The sequence below is a fragment of the Achromobacter sp. GbtcB20 genome (assembly GCF_019091095.1).
In the GTDB taxonomy this organism is placed as follows: Bacteria; Pseudomonadota; Gammaproteobacteria; order Burkholderiales; family Burkholderiaceae_B; genus Achromobacter; species Achromobacter mucicolens.
This window is the reverse complement of record NZ_JAGXJZ010000679.1, coordinates 1-255: the sequence shown is the minus strand read 5'-3', so window position 1 is coordinate 255 and position 255 is coordinate 1. Positions and strand designations below refer to the sequence as shown.

General features: G+C 65.1%; 1 protein-coding gene. It reads left to right on the top strand.

The features are described from left to right. A partial coding sequence (locus KVT32_RS30705; RefSeq protein WP_217619497.1) for a DUF3108 domain-containing protein occupies positions 1–255 on the top strand: 255 nt, incomplete at both ends.

Genomic DNA, 255 nt, shown 5'->3' with positions numbered 1-255 from the left:
AAAAACCTTATCCGCTGGCGCCAGGCGCCCAGGACAAGGCCAGTGTCCCGCTACACCTGGCCGCCATCACGCGCGGCGCTAGTGGCCAATTGACGGGTGACCTGGACATCCAGGTGGGCGAAGACCGCGACGCCGCCGTGTTCCGCTTCATCGTGGTGGGACAGGAAGAGATCGATACGAAGCTCGGCAAGATGCAGACCTGGCACCTGTCGCGCCCGCCGAAAGAGGGTTCCTACCGCGCGCGCCTGGACGTCT